This window comes from Citrobacter sp. wls718 (genome assembly GCF_005280945.1).
In the GTDB taxonomy this organism is placed as follows: Bacteria; Pseudomonadota; Gammaproteobacteria; order Enterobacterales; family Enterobacteriaceae; genus Citrobacter; species Citrobacter gillenii.
On sequence record NZ_SZWV01000092.1, the window covers coordinates 1 to 20740 of the forward strand.

Here is a 20740-nt window from a genome sequence, read left to right on the forward strand (position 1 = left end):
TAAAATGTCCTTTATCCTGCCCGTGAACGACAAAGCATTCTCCTTTTGACTCTTACTGCACTATTCTACAGCGAGTGAGTCGTGAAACTTTCTCACCTTGAGCATGCAGGCTCGACATTCACACGATTCCTGGTTATTGTCAGCTATCTGGATGTCTAAACGTTTAAACGTATGTTGTGAGGTTATCAGGTTATGCCAATTCGCGTGCTGGACGAGCTACCCGCCGTCAATTTCTTGCGTGAGGAAAACGTCTTTGTCATGACGACATCCCGCGCATCCGGTCAGGAAATTCGTCCTCTGAAGGTGCTTATCCTCAACCTGATGCCGAAGAAGATCGAAACGGAAAACCAGTTTCTCCGGTTATTGTCGAACTCACCGCTGCAGGTGGACGTTCAGCTATTACGCATTGATGCCCGCGAGTCGCGCAATACGCCGACGGAGCATCTGAATAACTTTTACTGTAATTTCGAGGATATTTGCGATCAGAACTTTGATGGACTGATCGTCACCGGGGCACCGTTAGGCCTGGTTGAGTTTAACGATGTGGCCTACTGGCCGCAGATCAAACAGGTACTGGAGTGGGCGAAAGACCACGTTACATCAACATTGTTTGTCTGTTGGGCGGTGCAGGCCGCACTGAATATCCTCTATGGCATCCCCAAGCAAACCCGCAACGACAAGCTTTCAGGTGTATACGAACACCACATCCTTCATCCCCATGCCCTGCTGACACGTGGTTTTGATGATGCCTTCCTTGCACCGCACTCACGCTATGCTGATTTCCCTGCTGCGTTGATCAGGGATTACACCGATCTCGAGATTTTTGCCGAGACGGAAGAGGGCGATGCCTACCTGTTTGCCAGTAAAGATAAACGTATTGCGTTCGTGACGGGTCATCCGGAATATGACGCCGATACGCTGGCCGGTGAATATTTTCGTGACGCCGAAGCGGGGTTGACCCCGGACGTTCCGTACAACTATTTCCCGCAAGATGACCCACAAAACAAACCTCGGGCAAGCTGGCGTAGCCATGGCAATTTGCTGTTTATTAACTGGCTCAACTATTACGTCTACCAGATCACGCCATACGATCTGCGCCACATGAATCCAACGCTGGATTAATCTTCTGTAGCAAACGATCCTTAAGCGTTTCAGCATGTTGAATCAGGCACCTTCGGGTGCTTTTTTTATTTCCGAAACGCACCTCACGGTGTGATTAATTTTTATTATGATTGTTATCAATAAGTTAATTGATAATTAAATTAAAAATGGAAATTGTTTTTGATTTTGAAATTTAAATGGGTAGTCTTAGTTGTGCTGAACGAAAACCGCACAACGATCCTTCGTTCGCATTGGGGATGTGTTTGGATCAATGACGAGGAACTACGCAATGAATCAACAGGCAACAACAACCGATGAGCTGGTTTTTACCAGGCCGCATGGCGAGCAGGAACAGCAGATTTTGACCGCAGAGGCGGTGGAATTCCTGACCGAATTGGTGACTCGATTTACGCCAAAACGCAATAAACTTCTCGCCGCGCGTATTCAGCAGCAGCAGGATATTGATGACGGTAAGTTGCCTGATTTTATTTCGGAAACAGCTTCCATTCGTGAAGGTGGCTGGAAGATTCGCGGTATTCCTGATGATTTACAGGATCGTCGCGTGGAAATCACCGGACCCGTTGAACGCAAGATGGTGATTAACGCGCTCAACGCCAACGTTAGAGTCTTTATGGCTGACTTTGAGGATTCACTGGCTCCCGAGTGGGGTAAAGTGATCGACGGGCAAATCAACCTGCGCGATGCGGTGAACGGTACCATCAGTTACACCAACGACGCTGGCAAGATATACCAACTGAAGCCCGATCCGGCGTTATTGGTTTGTCGTGTACGTGGCCTGCATCTGCCGGAAAAACACGTCACCTGGCGTGAGGAAGCGATTCCCGGCAGTCTGTTCGACTTTGCCCTCTATTTCTTCCACAACTACAAAGCCTTGCTGGCTAAAGGCAGTGGTCCTTACTTCTATTTGCCGAAAACGCAGGCCTGGCAAGAAGCGGCCTGGTGGAGTGAAGTCTTCAGTTATACAGAAGATCGATTTAATCTGCCACGCGGCACGATAAAAGCCACGTTGCTGATCGAAACACTGCCAGCCGTTTTCCAGATGGATGAGATCCTGCACGCGCTGCGTGACCATATTGTCGGCCTCAACTGCGGTCGTTGGGATTACATTTTCAGCTACATCAAAACCCTCAAGAATCACCCGGATCGTGTTCTGCCTGATCGTCAGGTGGTAACGATGGATAAGCCGTTCCTCAGCGCCTACTCGCGTCTGCTGATTAAAACCTGTCATAAACGCGGTGCTTTTGCGATGGGCGGTATGGCGGCGTTTATCCCCAGCAAAGACGCTGAGCGCAACAATCAGGTGCTGGCAAAAGTTAAAGCGGATAAAGCGCTGGAAGCCAATAACGGTCATGACGGGACCTGGGTTGCTCACCCTGGACTGGCAGATACCGCAATGGCGATTTTCAACGATGTGCTGGGCAACAACAAAAATCAGCTGTTTGTCACCCGAGAAGAGGATGCGCCGATTACTGCAGAACAACTGCTGGCTCCGTGCGAAGGGGAACGTACTGAAGAAGGCATGCGCGCCAATATTCGCGTTGCCGTGCAGTACATCGAAGCGTGGATCTCTGGCAACGGTTGCGTACCGATTTATGGCCTGATGGAAGATGCGGCAACTGCCGAAATCTCCCGTACCTCCATCTGGCAGTGGATCCACCATCAGAAAACCCTCAGCAACGGTAAGCCGGTGACCAAACCGCTTTTCCGTCAGATGCTGGCCGAAGAAATGCGGGTGATTCAGGACGAGCTGGGTGAACACCGCTACAGCAGCGGGCGCTTTGATGACGCCGCACGCCTGATGGAGCAAATCACCACCTCTGACGAACTGATCGACTTCCTTACCTTGCCAGGCTACCGCTTACTGGCTTAACAGCCCAGGCTATTTTGTTCGCCATTTTAGCCCCGGGCAGTGCTCAAAATCCTCACGTACTATAAGTACGCTCCGGTTTTTGCGCGCTGACCGTGACCAAACTGCCTTCACCAATAACGCCTGGGAAGCCAGGAGAATAATATGGAGCATCTGCACATGAAAACCCGTACCCAACAAATCGAAGACTTACAGAAAGAATGGACACAACCACGCTGGGAAGGCATTACCCGCCCGTACAGCGCGGAGGAAGTGGTGAAGTTACGTGGCTCGGTCAACCCGGAATGTACGCTGGCGCAGCTTGGCGCAGCGAAAATGTGGCGTTTGCTGCACGGCGGATCGAAGAAAGGTTATATCAACAGCCTCGGTGCACTGACTGGTGGTCAGGCGCTGCAACAGGCGAAAGCCGGTATTGAAGCGGTCTACCTTTCCGGGTGGCAGGTGGCGGCAGACGCCAACCTGGCCTCCAGCATGTACCCGGATCAATCGCTATACCCGGCTAACTCTGTGCCCGCCGTGGTGGATCGGATCAACAACACCTTCCGTCGGGCGGATCAGATCCAATGGTCAACCGGCATTGAGCCAACCGATCCGCGCTATGTGGATTACTTCCTGCCGATCGTTGCCGATGCCGAAGCCGGTTTTGGCGGTGTCCTGAACGCGTTTGAATTGATGAAGTCGATGATTGAAGCCGGTGCAGCGGCGGTTCACTTCGAAGATCAGCTCGCCTCGGTGAAAAAATGCGGTCACATGGGCGGCAAGGTGCTGGTACCGACTCAGGAAGCTATCCAGAAACTGGTGGCGGCCCGTCTGGCGGCAGACGTGATGGGCGTCCCGACGCTGGTTATTGCCCGTACCGATGCTGACGCGGCGGATTTGATTACTTCTGACTGCGACCCTTACGACAGCGAGTTCATTACCGGCGAGCGCACCAGCGAAGGGTTCTACCGTACCCATGCGGGTATTGAGCAGGCGATCAGTCGCGGACTGGCCTACGCCCCGTATGCTGACCTGGTGTGGTGCGAAACCTCCACACCGGATCTCGAACTGGCGCGCCGCTTTGCCGATGCCATCCATGCTAAATATCCGGGCAAACTGCTGGCCTACAACTGTTCGCCGTCGTTTAACTGGCAGAAGAACCTGGATGACAAAACCATTGCCAGCTTCCAGCAACAGCTGTCCGATATGGGCTATAAATATCAGTTCATTACCCTGGCGGGTATCCACAGTATGTGGTTCAACATGTTTGACCTCGCGCGTTCCTATGCACAGGGCGAAGGTATGCGCCACTACGTTGAGAAAGTTCAGCAGCCAGAATTTGCGGCGGCGAAAGATGGCTACACCTTCGTATCCCACCAGCAGGAAGTGGGTACCGGTTATTTCGACAAAGTGACGACCATCATTCAGGGTGGCGCGTCATCCGTTACTGCGCTGACCGGGTCCACTGAAGAATCACAGTTCTGATCGACCTGATGCCCGGTGGCGTAATGCTTACCGGGCCTACAGTTCTGTGTAGGCCGGATACGCGAATGCGCCATCCGGCATTATTCGATTCTGAACGAGGGCAAAAGATGTCGCGTGGCCTGGAATTGCTGATTGCCCAAACCATCCTGCAAGGTTTTGATGCGCAGTATGGCCGGTTTCTGGAAGTGACGTCCGGCGCGCAGCAGCGTTTTGAACACGCTGACTGGCATGCTGTGCAGCAGGCGATGAAAAGCCGTATCCATCTCTACGATCATCACGTTGGTCTGGTAGTGGAACAGTTGCGCTGCATTACCGACGGCAAAAGTACCGATGCGGCATTTTTACTGCGTGTAAAAGAGCATTACACCCAGTTGCTGCCGGACTATCCGCGCTTTGAGATTGCCGAGAGCTTTTTTAACTCCGTGTACTGCCGGTTATTTGATCACCGCTCGCTGACGCCCGAGCGGTTGTTTATTTTCAGCTCTCAGTCAGAACGTCGATTTCGTACTATCCCGCGCCCGCTGGCGAAAGACTTTTTCCCAGATTCAGGCTGGGAAGGGCTGCTCACGCGCGTGCTCAGCGATCTCCCCCTTCGTCTGCCATGGCAGAATAAACAGCGTGATATTCACTACATCATCGAGCACCTGACGGAAATTGTTGGCGAAGCGGTGCTGGCGCGCTGCCATTTGCAGGCGGCGAACGAATTGTTTTATCGCAATAAGGCCGCCTGGCTGGTGGGAAAACTGATCACACCAGAGGTCACGCTGCCGTTTTTACTGCCTATTCACCGCACTGACGAAGGCGAATTGTTTGTCGACACTTGTCTGACGACTACGGCGGAAGCCAGCATTGTGTTTGGTTTTGCCCGCTCTTACTTTATGGTCTACGCGCCGTTGCCTGCGGCACTGGTCGAGTGGCTGCGTGAGATCCTGCCCGGTAAAACTACCGCCGAGCTGTATATGGCGATTGGCTGTCAGAAGCATGCGAAAACCGAAAGCTACCGTGAATATCTGCTGTATCTGGCCGACTGCGATGAACAGTTTATCGAAGCGCCGGGAATACGCGGCATGGTGATGCTGGTGTTTACTCTGCCTGGATTCGATCGGGTCTTCAAAATTATTAAAGACAAATTTGCGCCGCAAAAAGAGATGTCTGCGGCCCACGTCCGCGCCTGTTACCAACTGGTCAAAGAGCACGATCGCGTTGGACGCATGGCCGATACCCAGGAATTCGAAAATTTTGTGCTGGATAAACGACAAATTTCCCCGGCGCTGATGGCGTTGTTGCAGCAGGAAGTACCCGAAAAAATGACCGATCTCGGCGAGCAGGTCGTGATCCGTCATCTGTATATCGAACGGCGGATGGTGCCGCTAAATATCTGGCTGGAGCAGGTCGAAGGCCAGCAGCTGCGGGATGCGATAGAAGAATATGGTAACGCTATTCGCCAACTGGCTGCCGCCAATATTTTCCCGGGTGACATGCTGTTTAAAAACTTCGGCGTGACCCGACACGGGCGGGTGGTGTTCTACGACTATGATGAAATTTGCTACATGACGGAGGTGAATTTCCGCCATATCCCGCCCGCGCGTTACCCGGAGGATGAGCTGGCCAGCGAACCGTGGTACAGCGTCTCGCCGGGAGATGTATTTCCGGAAGAATTTCGTCACTGGCTGTGCGCCGATCCGCGTATTGGACCGTTATTTGAAGAGATGCATGCCGATTTGTTCTGCGCCGACTACTGGCGAGGTCTGCAAACGCGGATCCGTGAAGGGCACGTGGAAGACGTTTACGCCTATCGGCGCCGCCAGCGGTTTAGCGTGCGTTATGAAACCGACCGTAGGCCGGATAAGGCCTTTGCGCCACCATCCGGCAATATGCGCCGTGCCTGATGGCGCTGCGCTTATCAGACCTACAAATCAGCCCCAACATTGGATAGCAGGCCGGGCCAGGCGTAGCTGCCACCCGGAAGTCCCATCTTAACGAATCCCACCGTATGCCAGTGTGACCTCTTTGGCCGCTTTGATTGCCATCGCACCGAACTCGGTGACGCGGTCGTCGGTAATGCGGGAGATCGGGCCGGAGATCGAAATGGCGGCGAACGGTTCGCGATGTTCGTCGTAAATGCACGACGCCACACAGCGCAGGCCCAGCGCATGTTCTTCATCATCAAACGAATAACCGCGCTTACGGGTCTGGGCGAGATCTTCTTTCAGATGCACCGGCGAGACCAGCGTGGCGTGGGTATACGCGTGCAGGCCTTTGCGGTGCAGCAGGCTGGTAACCTGTTCTTCGCTGAGTTGCGCCAGGAACGCTTTCCCCGCGCCAGAGGCGTGCATCGGCAGTTTGCCACCGATAGGGGCAGACATTCTCATCAGCTGTGTGCACTGTACCTGATCGATGATAATCGCCTGATGGTCGCTGTGGTCCAGCACCGCCAGGTTCACTGTTTCACCGGAATCTTCCATCAACTTGCGCAGAATCGGGTGGACGATCGCTAGCAGGTTGCGGCTTTGCAGGAAGCTACTGCCGACGATAAACGCATGGGCGCCCACGGCCCAGTGTCCTAAGTCACCCACCTGACGCACAAAACCCTGCTGCTGCATGGTGGTCAATAAACGGTGCGTGGTGGAATTGGGCAGACCGGCCTGCTGCGCCAGCTCGGTCAGCGCTACGCTGCCGTTGGATTCCGCAATCCATTCCAGCAGCTTCAGACCTCGGGTCAAAGACTGAACCTGCCCGGTTGCAGGCGTAGTTGTGGCGGCGGGTTTTCTACCGCGTTTCGCGGGGACAGTGGCAACCATGGCAGACTCCTTTTCTGTATCGTGGAAATCATTTTCGTTTTATTCAATTATAATGCAAGAGTTCCTGTACTGATCGGATGAGTGAAGCTGAACATGTCTCATGTTGGTCGTTGTTTGCTTTTCCACCTCACTGGTTTATGCCAGTATGCTTTGTTGGCCTTTTTTCGGTCTGGTTGAGCGTTGTCGGGAGTGAGTGTGAGCAGCAAAGTTGAACAATTACGTCAGCAGTTAAAAGAACGTATTCTGGTGCTGGACGGCGGTATGGGCACCATGATCCAGGGTTATCGTTTGAGTGAAGACGATTTCCGCGGCCAACGCTTTGCCGACTGGCCGAGCGATCTGAAAGGCAACAACGACCTGTTGGTGCTGAGCAAGCCGGAGGTTATCACCGCGATTCATCATGCCTACTTTGAAGCGGGCGCGGATATCATTGAAACCAACACCTTCAACTCGACGACTATCGCCATGGCGGATTACCAGATGGAATCCCTGTCGGCGGAAATCAACTTCACCGCGGCAAAACTGGCGCGCGCCTGCGCCGACGAATGGACAGCACGTACGCCGGATAAACCGCGCTATGTCGCGGGTGTTCTCGGTCCGACTAACCGCACCGCGTCTATCTCACCGGACGTCAACGATCCCGCCTACCGCAATATTACTTTTGATCAGCTGGTGGCCGCGTACCGTGAATCCACTAAAGCGCTGGTGGAAGGCGGTAGCGACCTGATCCTGATCGAAACCGTTTTTGACACGCTTAATGCCAAAGCCGCTATTTTTGCGGTAAAAACCGAATTTGAAGCCCTGGGCGTTGAGCTGCCGATTATGATCTCCGGCACCATCACCGACGCTTCCGGGCGTACGCTCTCGGGGCAGACCACCGAAGCCTTCTATAACGCACTGCGCCATGCTGACGCGCTGACCTTCGGCCTCAACTGTGCGTTAGGCCCGGACGAGCTGCGCCAGTATGTACAGGAACTGTCGCGGATTGCCGACTGCTATGTCACCGCGCACCCGAATGCCGGTTTGCCAAATGCCTTCGGCGAATACGATCTCGACGCTGACACCATGGCGAAGCAAATCCGCGAATGGGCTGAAGCGGGTTTCCTGAACATCGTCGGCGGCTGCTGCGGCACCACGCCGGAACATATTGCCGCCATGAGCCGTGCGGTTGAAGGTTTACCGCCGCGTCAACTGCCGGAACTGCCGGTTGCCTGCCGTCTTTCAGGCCTTGAGCCGCTGAACATTGGTGATGACAGCCTGTTTGTTAACGTCGGTGAACGTACTAACGTCACCGGCTCTGCCAAGTTTAAGCGACTGATTAAAGAAGAAAAATACAGCGAAGCGCTGGATGTTGCTCGCCAGCAGGTGGAAAGCGGCGCGCAGATTATCGATATCAACATGGATGAGGGGATGCTTGACGCCGAAGCGGCGATGGTGCGTTTCCTCAACCTGATCGCCGGTGAACCGGATATTGCTCGCGTACCGATCATGATCGACTCCTCGAAATGGGACGTCATTGAAAAAGGGCTGAAGTGCATTCAGGGTAAGGGCATCGTTAACTCCATCTCGATGAAAGAGGGCGTTGAGCCGTTTATCCATCATGCCAAACTGGTCCGTCGCTACGGTGCTGCCGTGGTGGTGATGGCCTTTGATGAACAGGGTCAGGCCGATACCCGCGCGCGTAAAATTGAGATTTGCCGCCGGGCGTACAAAATTCTCACCGAAGAAGTGGGCTTCCCGCCGGAAGACATTATCTTTGACCCGAACATCTTTGCCGTCGCGACCGGCATCGAAGAGCACAACAACTACGCGCAGGACTTTATCGGTGCCTGTGAAGACATCAAACGCGAACTACCGCATGCGCTAATCTCCGGTGGTGTCTCCAACGTTTCGTTCTCGTTCCGTGGCAATGACCCGGTGCGCGAAGCGATCCACGCAGTGTTCCTGTACTACGCCATTCGCAACGGCATGGACATGGGCATTGTGAACGCTGGTCAGCTGGCGATTTATGACGATCTGCCTGCCGAACTGCGCGATGCGGTTGAAGACGTGATCCTCAACCGCCGCGATGACGGTACCGAACGCCTGCTGGAGCTGGCAGAGAAATATCGCGGCAGCAAAACTGACGAAACGGCCAATACGCAACTGGCAGAATGGCGCAGCTGGGACGTGAAAAAACGCCTGGAATACTCGCTGGTGAAAGGCATTACCGAGTTTATCGAGCAGGATACCGAAGAAGCCCGTCAGCAGGCTGCGCGCCCGATTGAGGTTATCGAAGGGCCGCTGATGGACGGCATGAACGTGGTTGGTGACCTGTTCAGCGACGGTAAAATGTTCCTGCCGCAGGTGGTGAAGTCTGCTCGCGTGATGAAGCAGGCGGTGGCCTACCTTGAACCGTACATTGAAGCCAGCAAAGAGAAAGGCTCCAGCAACGGCAAGATGGTGATCGCCACCGTCAAGGGCGACGTGCACGACATCGGTAAAAACATCGTTGGCGTGGTGCTGCAGTGTAACAACTACGAAATTATCGATCTTGGCGTGATGGTGCCGGCAGAGAAAATCCTGCGCACCGCACGCGAAGTGAATGCTGACCTGATTGGCCTTTCCGGGCTGATCACCCCGTCGCTGGACGAAATGGTCAACGTAGCGAAAGAGATGGAGCGCCAGGGCTTTACTATTCCGCTGCTGATTGGCGGCGCGACCACCTCAAAAGCGCACACGGCGGTGAAAATCGAGCAGAACTACAGCGGCCCGACGGTCTATGTGCAGAACGCCTCGCGCACCGTCGGCGTGGTGGCTGCGTTGCTGTCTGATACCCAACACGATGACTTTGTCGCCCGCACGCGTAAAGAGTACGAAACTGTGCGTATTCAGCATGCGCGTAAAAAACCGCGTACCCCGCCGGTGACGCTGGAGGCCGCGCGTGATAACGACCTGGCCTTCGACTGGGAAAACTATACCCCGCCAGTGGTGCACCGCCTGGGCGTGCAGGAAGTTGAAGCCAGCATTGAAACGCTGCGCAACTACATCGACTGGACACCGTTCTTTATGACCTGGTCGCTGGCCGGGAAATATCCGCGCATTCTGGAAGATGAGGTGGTGGGTGAAGAGGCTAAACGCCTGTTCAAAGATGCCAACGACATGTTGGATAAATTGAGCGCCGAGAAAACCCTGAACCCGCGTGGTGTCGTTGGCCTGTTCCCGGCTAACCGCGTAGGTGATGACATTGAGATCTACCGGGATGAAACGCGGACGCACGTCCTGACCGTCAGCCACCATCTGCGTCAGCAGACGGAGAAGGTTGGTTTTGCTAACTACTGCCTGTCTGACTTTGTGGCACCGAAAACCTCCGGTAAAGCGGATTACATTGGCGCTTTCGCCGTCACCGGCGGCCTGGAAGAAGACACGCTGGCTGACGCGTTCGACGCACAGCATGATGATTACAATAAAATCATGGTGAAAGCGATTGCCGATCGTCTGGCGGAAGCCTTCGCTGAATATCTGCATGAACGGGTGCGTAAAGTTTACTGGGGATATGCGGCGAACGAGAACCTCAGTAATGACGAACTGATCCGCGAGAACTATCAAGGTATTCGTCCGGCTCCGGGCTATCCGGCGTGCCCTGAGCACACCGAGAAGGCGACCATCTGGGAACTGCTGGATGTAGAAACGCACACCGGTATGAAACTCACAGAATCCTTCGCCATGTGGCCTGGTGCATCGGTTTCCGGTTGGTACTTCAGTCATCCGGACAGCAAGTACTACGCCGTCGCACAAATTCAACGCGATCAGGTTGAAGATTATGCCTTCCGTAAAGGCATGAGCGTGGCAGAAGTTGAGCGCTGGTTAGCGCCTAACTTAGGCTACGACGCCGACTGATTCACAAAACTGTTATCTTTCTTTACAACAAACAGGGCGCTCAATGAGTGCCCTGTCTCTTTATTACGTTTAAACCCTTATACTGAAGGGAACTTGTGCGCGTTGGTGTCATGAGCCTCAGGAGCATATAACGATAAGGAGAACCTGATTCCGTGCTAACTCTGTTACACCTGCTTTCTGCCGTGGCGATGCTGGTTTGGGGTACCCATATCGTGCGTACCGGCGTGATGCGCGTCTTTGGCGCACGCCTGCGTACCGTGCTCAGCCGTAGCGTTGAAAAGAAGCCGCTCGCCTTTTGCGCGGGCATTGGCGTTACTGCTCTGGTGCAAAGCAGTAACGCCACCACCATGCTGGTGACGTCGTTTGTCGCCCAGGATCTGGTGGCGCTGACGCCTGCGCTGGTGATTGTGCTTGGCGCTGACGTTGGGACCGCGCTGATGGCGCGTATCCTGACCTTTGACCTCTCGTGGCTGTCGCCGCTGCTGATTTTCATTGGCGTTGTTTTCTTCCTCGGACGTAAGCAGTCCCGCGTTGGGCAACTGGGGCGCGTAGGCATCGGGCTGGGGCTCATTTTACTGGCGCTGGAGCTGATTGTGCAGGCGGTCACGCCGATCACTCAGGCCAACGGGGTGCAGGTCATTTTTGCCTCGCTCACCGGCGATATCATGCTCGATGCGCTGATTGGTGCCATGTTCGCGATTATCAGTTACTCCAGCCTGGCGGCGGTCCTGCTGACGGCAACGCTGACAGCCGCGGGTATTATTTCGTTCCCGGTAGCGCTGTGTCTGGTGATTGGTGCGAACCTCGGCTCCGGCCTGCTGGCGATGCTCAATAACAGTGCCGCCAACGCTGCCGCCCGCCGCGTGGCGCTCGGCAGCCTGTTGTTTAAGCTGGTGGGCAGCCTGATTATTCTGCCGTTTGTGCATCCGCTGGCGAATCTGATGGATGAACTGCCGCTGCCAAAATCCGAACTGGTTATCTACTTCCACGTCTTCTACAACCTGGTGCGCTGCGTGGCAATGGTGCCGTTCGCCGAACCGATGGCGCGCTTTTGCAAACGTATTATCCGCGATGAGCCGGAATTGGACGGCCATCTGAAGCCCAAGCATCTGGACGTCAGCGCACTCGATACCCCGACGCTCGCACTGGCGAATGCGGCTCGCGAAGCCCTGCGTATTGGTGACGCCATGGAGCAGATGATGGAAGGGCTGAAGCGGGTGATGCACGGTGAGCCGCGCGAGGAAAAAGAGCTGCGCAGGATGGCCGACGATATCAACGTGCTGTACACCGCGATCAAACTTTACTTGGCGCGGATGCCAAAAGATGAGCTGGCGGAAGAGGAGTCAAAGCGCTGGGCGGAGATTATCGAGATGTCGCTCAACCTGGAGCAGGCTTCCGATATCGTCGAACGCATGGGGAGCGAGATTGCCGATAAGTCGCTGGCCGCGCGCCGGGCCTTTTCTCTGGAAGGTCTGAAAGAGCTGGATGCGCTCTACGATCAGCTGCTCAACAACCTGAAGCTGGCGATGTCCGTGTTCTTCTCTGGCGACGTGACCAGCGCCCGTCGACTGCGTCGCAGCAAACACCGTTTTCGTATTCTTAACCGTCGTTATTCGCACGCACACGTCGATCGCCTGCATCAGCAAAACGTGCAGAGCATCGAAACCAGTTCCCTACACCTCGCGCTGTTAGGCGACATGCAGCGTCTGAACTCGTTATTTTGCTCCGTTGCCTACAGCGTGCTGGAGCAACCGGACGAAGACGACGAACGGGATGATTACTAACGGGGACAGGTGAAATGTTGCCCGGTGGCGCTTACGCTTACCGGGCCTACGGATAACCGTCAATTTTGTCGTCAATCTTGTAGGCCGGATAAGGCGCAGCCGCCATCCGGCATCAGACAACAAATCCACTAAAAGCAGTGGCCTGCTTCAACGGCAACCGCGTCTTCACCCGCTTTAAAGATATATGTGGTGTTCGGGCCGCCAAGAACCGCCTGACCATCGCTCACCTTGATCCAGTTGCCTTCTGGCAGACCAATTACCGTCAGCTCTGGCGCAACCACCAGCAGCTCGCGAATACGCTGTTCACGCGTTTCGCCTTTGTGGCCTTCCGGCAACGCGTTGGTGAAGTGCGGGTTAATCTGCAGTGGGAACAGGCCCAGGGCATCAAAGCCTTTTGGATCGACAATCGGCATGTCGTTAGTGGTACGGATGGTTGGGCAGGCGAGGTTGGAACCTGCACTCCAGCCAATGTACAGCGCGCCGCGTTTGACCACGTCAACAATCGGCGCCAGCAGCCCGCGTTCGCGACTCTCTTTCAGCAACTGGAAGGTGTTACCACCACCGACAATCACCACGTCTGCATTTTCAATTGCCGCCACCGGATCGGCAACGGTATGAATACCCGTGACGTCGACGCCCATGGGAGCAAAGACGGCGGCCGTTTTCGCCGTGTACTCATCCCAGGTTTGCGTCACGCCAGCAAACGGGATAAACACCGCAGTACGGCGACCGTTCAGTTGCTCAGCAATCAGCGGTAGCGCGTGTTCCATCCAGGCTTTGCCCGGCAGCGTCGAGTTACTCAATAAAAGCAGTTCCATCATTTCTCCATGTAATCAAAAAATTACAAACCGCGGTCATGTTACCACCGTCAGTATAACGCCTCACTGATATGGCTCACGATGTTGGAAGGGGGGAGATAGAAGCAGGGGCTATTTTTTAAGTGTCAATTCAATACCGAGCGCCTTCATCACTGCAAGCGTAGTTTTCAGCGTTGGGTTACCTTTCTCACTAAAAGAGCGATAAAGTTGTTCGCGGGATAATCCCGTTTCTGCCGCGATGTTCGCCATTCCCTTAGCGCGAGCCACCACGCCCAGGGCTTTTGCAATGTACGCTGCATCGCCTGTTTCGAGGGCGTCCGCCATAAATACGGCAATTTCTTCATCATCAACCAGCGCAGTTGCGGGATCGTACCGAGTAAGTTTATTCATGGTGGCGGATCTCTTGATAATCCAGTGAACGGGCGAGCATTTTTGCCATAGTGATATCGTTGGCTTGTGAGCTTTTATCGCCCCCACATAACAAAATGATGATGTGGCAGCCTTGCTGTTTAAAGTAAATCCTGTAACCAGGACCGTTGGAAATGCGCATTTCGCTGATGCCTTCTCCAACAGGTTTGACATCACCAGCTAAACCATTAGCCAAACGAAAAAGGCGTGTAGCAATGAGCGTTTTAGCTCTCCTGTCCCGTAGGTTTTGCTCCCAACGTTGGAAAACCATTGTCTGAAGAATTTCCATGAGTACGTTCCATGTATTTTATAAACTACATTCTGAATTGACAAGTTGAGAGTGGATATTAAGTAAGTTTGTGATGCGGGCATACCTGGGTTGGAGGAAACAGGAAAGCGCCTCGCAGACTTTTTCTTCGGGGCGTGACAGGTCTGTGCAACCACCCTACTGTGACATGATGATTTGCTGGTCGGGGAATAGAAAATGCTCGCTTATTACGCTAACCTTAGGTATGTCATGCGCATTGCTATGGGGGTTATCATGCGCACTGTATCTAAGGTAAAAAAATCAGTTAATGTCTCTCTGGCTCCAGAGATACTGGAAGAGGCACGTAAGCTTAAAATCAATCTGTCAGCTGTTTTAACCGAAGCCCTAATCGAAAAATTTCGTGAGAACAGACGCGAAGAATGGTTGCGGGATAATAAAAAATCGATAGAAGTATTAAATCAATGGGTGGAAGAAAACGGTTCGTTCAGTGATTTTCAAAGGACATTCTGATGGAGCAGTATTGCGCTTATGAGAACACTGGAAGTGGAAAAAGTGTTTATCCGTTTTTAATTAGCTTACAGCATCCGGTGGCCGCTGTTTTGCGGCATGTACTGGTTGCACCCGTTATAGCGCTCAGTCAGTTCCCTGACGAAGTACCTCCAGCTAAAATTTGTCCTGTTGTTAGTATTGGTGGGCAAGCCTATGTGGTGATGACGCACATGATGACAGGCATCCCTTTGAAAAATATGGGTAACTGTGTGGGAGACCTGACCGCAAACAGGGCTGAACTTCGAGATGCAATTGATTTTCTGATTAATGGTTATTAGAGCGCCATGACGGGGCTGATTATGTTGAAAGGCGTGACAGATCGCAAATAGTGTCGGGACTGGCGTTCACGATTATTTTTATCGCCCGCAAGGTAGGGTATATTTCGCTTTTAATACACAAGATCATTCAAGTTGTATCAAGGCGGCAAGGGAGCGAATCCCTGGGGGCATAGATTGCTATGTGACCTGGGTGAGTGAGGGCAGCCAACGCAGAGACAGCTTGAAGGATGAAGTGTATACAGGAGAAATTATGCTGCCCGACTCATCCATCCGATTAAACAAATACATCAGTGAAAGCGGAATCTGCTCGCGTCGCGAAGCGGATCGCTTTATCGAACAAGGGAATGTCTTCCTGAATGGCAAACGCGCCACCATTGGCGATCAGGTGATGCCTGGCGACGTCGTGAAAGTGAATGGTCGGTTGATTGAGCCGCGTGAAGCGGAAGATCTGGTTTTTATCGCGCTGAACAAACCGGTCGGTATTGTCAGCACCACTGAAGACGGTGAGCGCGATAACATCGTTGATTTTGTTAATCACAGTAAGCGCGTGTTCCCGATTGGTCGTCTGGACAAAGATTCCCAGGGGCTGATCTTTCTCACTAACCACGGCGACCTGGTGAATAAAATCCTGCGTGCCGGTAACGATCATGAGAAAGAGTATCTGGTGACGGTCGATAAACCCGTAACCGATGACTTTATTCGTGGCATGGGGGCGGGCGTCCCCATTCTCGGTACCGTCACCAAGAAATGTAAGGTCAGGAAAGAGGCTCCGTTTGTCTTCCGTATCACTCTGGTGCAGGGCCTGAACCGTCAGATCCGTCGGATGTGCGAACACTTTGGCTATGAAGTGGTAAAACTTGAACGTACGCGGATCATGAACATCGGCTTGTCTGGTTTGCCGCTGGGTGAATGGCGTGACCTGACCGATGATGAGCTGATCGATCTGTTCAAGCTGATTGAAAACTCTTCCTCGGAAGCGAAACCGAAGCCGAAAGCGAAGCCAAAAACTGCAGGCATTAAGCGCCCGGTGGTGAAAATCGAAAAAGCTGCTGAGAAAGAGAAAGCGCGCCCGGCATCCAACGGTAAACGTTTTGTTCAGCCGGGGCGTAAGAAGAAAGGGCGTTAACGTCTGCCGCGCGTTGGCGTATTCGCTGACCAGGAAAACGAGGATTCCGCATCCGGTTTATAAGCCTGCTTTTTCTTCAACTGGCGGGCTTTTTTAGCCTCAGCTTCGCGCTGCAGCATCAGCTTATCGATGTACTCTTTCTTAATGCTGTTGGTTTCCGCGTTGGTTAGCAGTCGACCGTGTGCAATACGCGCGCGGTCGAGCAGCGTTTTCAGTTCGCGCTGTTCGCGCTCGGTCATCTCTTTTTGGGTAATGCGGGGGAGTGCCATACGGTTGCCCTCAGTTTGCCGATTAACCCAGTGTACGGTAATCCTGGGCTGGCTGATAGCATCCAGACCGGGTAAGCATGCGTCACCCGGTACTTTTTTTAATTTTATGATTGGCTACAGACGTTTTCCCAGCTCAGCCCAAAACGGGCCAGATATTTGCGCAGGCGGTCGGCGTCGTTAGGATTGGCTTTCTTCAGTCTGGAAACGGCAAACAGCTCGCGGCCCGCTTCAGATAACGATGCGCTGCGTCGGCAGACGTCGATCACCGTTTCTAACTGACGCTTATCAAACAGGTCAATGTCCAGATCGAATTCCGGCTGTGAATCGGTGAGCTGCCAGCTTTCCTGCAATAACGCGATCTCCTCTTCGACCAGCGCGAGCGTGATGCGCCCCTGTTCGGCCAGCGTCGCCATGCGTGCAACGGATGAACTCAGCTCGCGAAAGTTGCCGCGCCATAGCGCCTTTGGTGAACAGGCGAAAGCCAGATAGCGCTCGCGCGCTTCTTTATCAAAGCGAGTCTGCGCCTGTTTGAGGCTAGAAAAGCGCTGGAGCTCATACTCCACGTTGGGTGCGATATCTTCCCGCCGCTGCGCCAGACCGGGCAGGGCAAAGCGCCACATATTGATGCGCGCGTAGAGATCTTCGCGAAAACGACCTTCTGCCACCCACTGCTGCATATCGCGATGCGTCCCGGCAATCAACTGGAAATCGCTGTGCACCTCTTTGTCGCCACCAAACGGAAAAAAGGTTTTTTCTTCAATCGCTTTCAGCAGCATAGCCTGCTCGTCCAGCCCCAGTTCGGCAATCTCATCGAGAAATAACACCCCACCGTCAGCCTCGCGCAACAGACCGGTGCGTGGCGTAAGTGCGCCGGTAAACGCGCCTTTGACGTGTCCGAATAATGTCGACATTGCGTTGTCACCGCGCAGGGTGGCGCAGTTAACCGCTACCAGTTTACCGGCCACCAGATGGCGTGACTGGCGTAGCTGAAAAATCCGTTTGGCGAGGAACGATTTCCCCGCGCCGGTGGGACCTGTCAGTAGAATCGGATCGGTCGAGCGCAGCGCCACGCGCTCAATACGGTCGATGAGCGTATTAAACGTGGCATTACGGGTATCAATACCGGCTTTCAGGAAGGAGACCGATTGCTGCTGCTCACGCTGAAAGCGGCTGGTTAGCGCGGTATAGCGGCTTAAATCGAGATCGATAACCGAGCAGACACCTGCGGCGACGGCCTCATCAGATGAACCTCGCGGTGCCGGGCTGGATTGCAAAAGGCTGGCCGGCAGATAGCGCGCCTCCGTCAGCAGGAACCAACAAATCTGCGCCACGTGTGTGCCGGTGGTGATATGCACCAGATACTCTTCGTTTTCAGTATCAAATGTGTAGTGGGTGGCGAAGTCGAGGAACGCGGCGTAAACCTCCTCAAAATCCCACGGGTCGTTAATGGTCACCGCATGCGGGCGCACCTCGGTATGAGGAGAGAGCAGGGCGACATCTTCAATCAGCCGCTGTGCCATGCTTTCGTCGCGCGGCTGGTGGAGCAGTTCCAGTCTGTCGATGGGGAAATCAGCCTGCTGGCACAGTCCAACCGTAGGGCGCCATTTCTTAAACCGATTCCCCCGTTTACCGCGCTTATCCAGCACCGTGCCCAGAACGCCAATCACCACCCGCCGTTTTTTCATGCTTTATCCATAAAGATAAATATCGATATTGAAAGATAAAAAAATCTATGCGCAACGGCAATCATTAATCTGAGTGTTAAAAATAAAAATTATATTAATCAAAGCAATAAAAAATAAATTTGATGATTTTTCTTTCTGGCACGCTTCTGGCAATACCTGATACGTCAACAACGCTGAAAACGCAGGGGATTAAACCCCGCCGGCACGTCAGGAACGGCACAGGCTGTTTTCCCGGGGTGTTCCGTCAGCCGATGACCACCAAGTGGGTTCGATTCCCAATTTCATCCTCCAAATGAAAACTGGTTGTTAATCATAGAAATAAAACGGGTTCGTGCGCAGTCAGCACCGCCCAAAACAGGCTGCCGGTAATGACGCCGTGCGACAGGCAAAAGGGAATTCCCCTGCCGCTTCGCCCCTGCACCCGCGCCTGACTCACAATAAGGAATAAAAAATGATGAAGAAAATCACTATTCGTAAAGGCCAGCTTGGTCTGTTATCCCGCCAGGGTGACTACTACAAGGTGCTGAATGCAGGTGAACACCGTTTGCCGTGGTTTAACACACCGGATGTTCTGGTGGTAAATGCCGATGGCAGCGATGTTCCTGAGGCGCTGGCGGAGTACCTGCGTCGCTTCCAGCCTGCGTGGGTGGAACAGTACTGTGTGGCGGCAGATTTAACCGAGACCGAAGCCGGTGCGCTGTATGTGAACGGCGTCTTGCAGGAAATTTTACCGCCTTCAACCCGTCGTCTGTACTGGCGAGCCGAGGAGGCGTTAACGTTGGTACGCATGGATACGGGTCAGGTTCAGGTCCCAACGGACGTGATGAATGCCGTGTTACAGCCACGCCGTAGCGGTGCGGTAAAAGGTCGTGACGCGATCTTAACGGTGCAGGTTCCGGCCTGGCACGTCGGTGTGCTGAAAATTGATGGTGAGACGCAGGCACTGTTGCCGCCGGGGCTGAGTGCGTACTGGAAGGTGAATCATCTGGTGGAAGCGGAAGTCGTTGATACCCGCTTGCAGGTACTGGAGGTCGGTGGGCAGGAGATCCTGACCAAAGATAAGGTCAACCTGCGTCTGAATCTGGCGGCGAACTGGCGCTACAGCGGCGTATTACAGGCGTTTGGCCAACTGACAAAACCGCTGGATCACTTGTACCGTGAGCTGCAGTTTGCGCTGCGCGAGGCGGTTGGTACCCGAACGCTGGACGAACTGCTGGAAGATAAGCAGGTGATTGATGACGTGGTAAGCACGCAGGTGAAAAACCGCATGACGCCGTTTGGCATTGAGGTCGCTTCGCTGGGCGTGAAAGATATCGTGCTGCCAGGCGATATGAAAACCATCCTGTCGCAGCTGGTGGAGGCCGAAAAATCGGCGCAGGCCAACGTCATTCGTCGACGTGAAGAAACGGCCGCCACGCGCGCGTTGTTGAACACAGCGAAAGTGATGGAAAACAACCCAGTGGCGCTGCGTTTAAAAGAGCTGGAAACCCTCGAGAGAGTGGCGGAGCGTATCGATAAAATCTCGGTATTTGGTGGTCTGGACCAGGTTCTGCACGGTCTGGTGAATATAAAAGGATAAGTAAAATGAGCAATAACGGAGTGACCGCCGCGATGCGCGAACGGGTAGTGCGCCAGCTAAAAAAGGTGGAACAGCGCGATGGCGTGAAGGTGCTGTACGCCTGTGAATCCGGCAGCCGTGGCTGGGGATTCGCCTCTCCGGACAGTGATTACGACGTGCGATTTTTGTACGTTCATCCGCCAGAATGGTATCTACGGGTGGAAGCGCCGCGTGATGTTATTGAACTGCCTATAGACGATGAACTGGACGTGTGCGGCTGGGAGTGGCGTAAAGCGTTGGGTCTGCTGAAAGGGGCTAACCCGACGCTTATCGAGTGGCTGGATTCGCCGGTGGTTTATCAGCAGGATGACGCGACGGTGTCTGCGTTGAAAGCGCTGGTGCCAAAATGGTTTTCGCCTGTGCGTGCCCGCTGGCGCTACTATTCGATGGCGCGAAAAAACTTCCGTGGCTATCTGCAAGGCAATGAAGTGCGACTAAAAAAATACTTCTACGTGCTGCGTCCGTTGCTGGCCGTGCGTTGGGTCGAAGCGGGAAAAGGCGTGCCACCCATGCGCTTTGCCGAACTGTTGGCGGGGAGCGAGCTGGATGCGCCGCTGCGTCAGGAGATAGACGACCTGCTAGAACGCAAGCAGCGGGCAGGGGAAGCGGAATATGGACTGCGCCGTCCACTGCTGCATGCGTTTATCCGCGAGGAGCTGGCGCGAGGCGAAACGCCACCGGTGTTACCGGATAGCCGGGAAGGCGATGTCAGGGAACTGGACCGACTGTTATATGAGACAGTGATGTCATGACTGTGTTGCCCGATGGTATTGCCGCTTATCGGGCCTACGAATTCACCGTAGG

General features: G+C 53.9%; 17 protein-coding genes. 11 read left to right on the forward strand and 6 right to left on the reverse strand.

Features of this window, described 5'->3' with window-relative positions; genetic code table 11:
* Nucleotides 1-192 precede the first annotated feature (192 nt).
* The 4 genes from metA to aceK all read left to right on the forward strand — a co-directional run bounded on the left by metA (nt 193) and on the right by aceK (nt 6342).
* The gene (gene metA, locus FDW95_RS17095; RefSeq protein WP_096758761.1) at nt 193-1122 is read left to right on the forward strand and encodes a homoserine O-succinyltransferase; all 930 of its coding nucleotides are present in this window, start codon (nt 193-195) and stop codon (nt 1120-1122) included.
* Between the two features lie 268 nt (nt 1123-1390).
* On the forward strand, nt 1391-2992 hold the full coding sequence (gene aceB, locus FDW95_RS17100; protein WP_115259727.1) for a malate synthase A: 1602 nt from the start codon (nt 1391-1393) through the stop codon (nt 2990-2992).
* Between the two features lie 156 nt (nt 2993-3148).
* Nucleotides 3149-4453 (forward strand): isocitrate lyase, encoded by a 1305-nt coding sequence (gene aceA / locus FDW95_RS17105; RefSeq protein WP_096759483.1) that lies wholly within the window; start codon nt 3149-3151, stop codon nt 4451-4453.
* Nucleotides 4454-4560: 107 nt separating this feature from the next.
* On the forward strand, nt 4561-6342 hold the full coding sequence (gene aceK / locus FDW95_RS17110) for a bifunctional isocitrate dehydrogenase kinase/phosphatase (RefSeq protein ID WP_115259726.1): 1782 nt from the start codon (nt 4561-4563) through the stop codon (nt 6340-6342).
* A gap of 87 nt (nt 6343-6429) precedes the next feature.
* On the opposite strand, the gene iclR is transcribed toward aceK, so the two are convergent.
* Nucleotides 6430-7254 (reverse strand): glyoxylate bypass operon transcriptional repressor IclR, encoded by an 825-nt coding sequence (gene iclR / locus FDW95_RS17115; protein ID WP_096758758.1) that lies wholly within the window; start codon nt 7252-7254, stop codon nt 6430-6432.
* A gap of 195 nt (nt 7255-7449) precedes the next feature.
* Between iclR and metH the strand changes: the two genes are divergently transcribed.
* Nucleotides 7450-11133 (forward strand): methionine synthase, encoded by a 3684-nt coding sequence (gene metH / locus FDW95_RS17120; protein WP_115259725.1) that lies wholly within the window; start codon nt 7450-7452, stop codon nt 11131-11133.
* Nucleotides 11134-11285: 152 nt separating this feature from the next.
* Nucleotides 11286-12917, forward strand: coding sequence for a Na/Pi cotransporter family protein (locus FDW95_RS17125; RefSeq protein WP_096758756.1), 1632 nt, complete (start codon nt 11286-11288; stop codon nt 12915-12917).
* Between the two features lie 128 nt (nt 12918-13045).
* Here the strand turns inward: FDW95_RS17125 and pepE are convergent, their stop codons facing one another.
* The 3 genes from pepE to FDW95_RS17140 form a co-directional block, all read right to left on the reverse strand.
* Complete coding sequence (pepE, locus tag FDW95_RS17130) at nt 13046-13735, reverse strand: dipeptidase PepE (RefSeq protein WP_115259724.1); 690 nt, start codon at nt 13733-13735, stop codon at nt 13046-13048.
* Between the two features lie 111 nt (nt 13736-13846).
* Nucleotides 13847-14125, reverse strand: coding sequence for an addiction module antidote protein (locus FDW95_RS17135; protein ID WP_115259723.1), 279 nt, complete (start codon nt 14123-14125; stop codon nt 13847-13849).
* Nucleotides 14118-14432 (reverse strand): type II toxin-antitoxin system RelE/ParE family toxin, encoded by a 315-nt coding sequence (locus FDW95_RS17140; RefSeq protein ID WP_115259722.1) that lies wholly within the window; start codon nt 14430-14432, stop codon nt 14118-14120. Before FDW95_RS17140 ends, FDW95_RS17135 begins: the two co-directional genes overlap by 8 nt.
* 195 nt (nt 14433-14627) lie before the next feature.
* On the opposite strand from FDW95_RS17140, the gene FDW95_RS17145 reads away from it, so the two are divergent.
* From FDW95_RS17145 to rluF, 3 genes are all read left to right on the forward strand, one after another.
* Nucleotides 14628-14921: a type II toxin-antitoxin system CcdA family antitoxin gene (locus FDW95_RS17145; RefSeq protein WP_115259721.1), complete on the forward strand. Its 294-nt coding sequence runs from the start codon at nt 14628-14630 to the stop codon at nt 14919-14921.
* Complete coding sequence (locus FDW95_RS17150; RefSeq protein ID WP_115259720.1) at nt 14921-15238, forward strand: CcdB family protein; 318 nt, start codon at nt 14921-14923, stop codon at nt 15236-15238. Before FDW95_RS17145 ends, FDW95_RS17150 begins: the two co-directional genes overlap by 1 nt.
* A 250-nt stretch (nt 15239-15488) precedes the next feature.
* Complete coding sequence (gene rluF / locus FDW95_RS17155) at nt 15489-16364, forward strand: 23S rRNA pseudouridine(2604) synthase RluF (protein ID WP_096758748.1); 876 nt, start codon at nt 15489-15491, stop codon at nt 16362-16364.
* On the opposite strand, the gene FDW95_RS17160 is transcribed toward rluF, so the two are convergent.
* Nucleotides 16361-16633: a DUF3811 domain-containing protein gene (locus tag FDW95_RS17160; protein ID WP_096758747.1), complete on the reverse strand. Its 273-nt coding sequence runs from the start codon at nt 16631-16633 to the stop codon at nt 16361-16363. The two genes, rluF and FDW95_RS17160, sit on opposite strands and share 4 nt — an antisense overlap.
* Before the next feature lie 104 nt (nt 16634-16737).
* Nucleotides 16738-18318 (reverse strand): RNA repair transcriptional activator RtcR, encoded by a 1581-nt coding sequence (rtcR, locus tag FDW95_RS17165; RefSeq protein ID WP_115259719.1) that lies wholly within the window; start codon nt 18316-18318, stop codon nt 16738-16740.
* 451 nt (nt 18319-18769) lie between these two features.
* Here rtcR and FDW95_RS17170 point away from each other — a divergent pair, with 451 nt between their 5' ends.
* Entirely contained in the window at nt 18770-19897 is a 1128-nt protein-coding gene (locus FDW95_RS17170) for a slipin family protein (RefSeq protein ID WP_115259718.1), read from the forward strand.
* A gap of 5 nt (nt 19898-19902) precedes the next feature.
* Entirely contained in the window at nt 19903-20688 is a 786-nt protein-coding gene (locus tag FDW95_RS17175; RefSeq protein ID WP_137363556.1) for a nucleotidyltransferase domain-containing protein, read from the forward strand.
* Nucleotides 20689-20740: the final 52 nt, after the last annotated feature.